1 protein-coding gene is annotated in these 291 nt (G+C 43.3%); it reads left to right on the top strand.

Annotated features, from left to right (window positions below; translation table 11 throughout):
- Positions 1 to 291 (top strand): transposase (locus KI686_RS16470; RefSeq protein WP_237590396.1); only part of this gene is annotated, 291 nt, incomplete at both ends.

Raw genomic sequence — 291 nt, 5'->3', positions numbered from 1 at the left:
ACGAACAGGGCAAAATAGGCCGCAGTTATGACGCCAAGAAAAAGAAAGCCGTCACGGCGGTACAGCTTACCGATGATGGCAAGGTGAAACGAATGTACGCTAAGCGTATCGATGACTTTTCAGCAAAATCCCTGCAATATATTTTCGTAAACCACATTAGTAGGGAAGCACAGGTGACAACCGATTTATGGCGGGGTTACAGGCCAATTGCCAAAGCTTACAACATTACACAGATTGAAAGCAACAAAGGGCTTAATTTCAAAGCTGTACATACCATGATACACCAAATTA

Origin of the sequence: Polaribacter sargassicola (assembly GCF_021991835.1) — a bacterium.
GTDB lineage: Bacteria > Bacteroidota > Bacteroidia > Flavobacteriales > Flavobacteriaceae > Polaribacter > Polaribacter sargassicola.
Note: the sequence above shows the minus strand (reverse complement) of the source record. Positions and strands in the feature narration are given on the sequence as shown.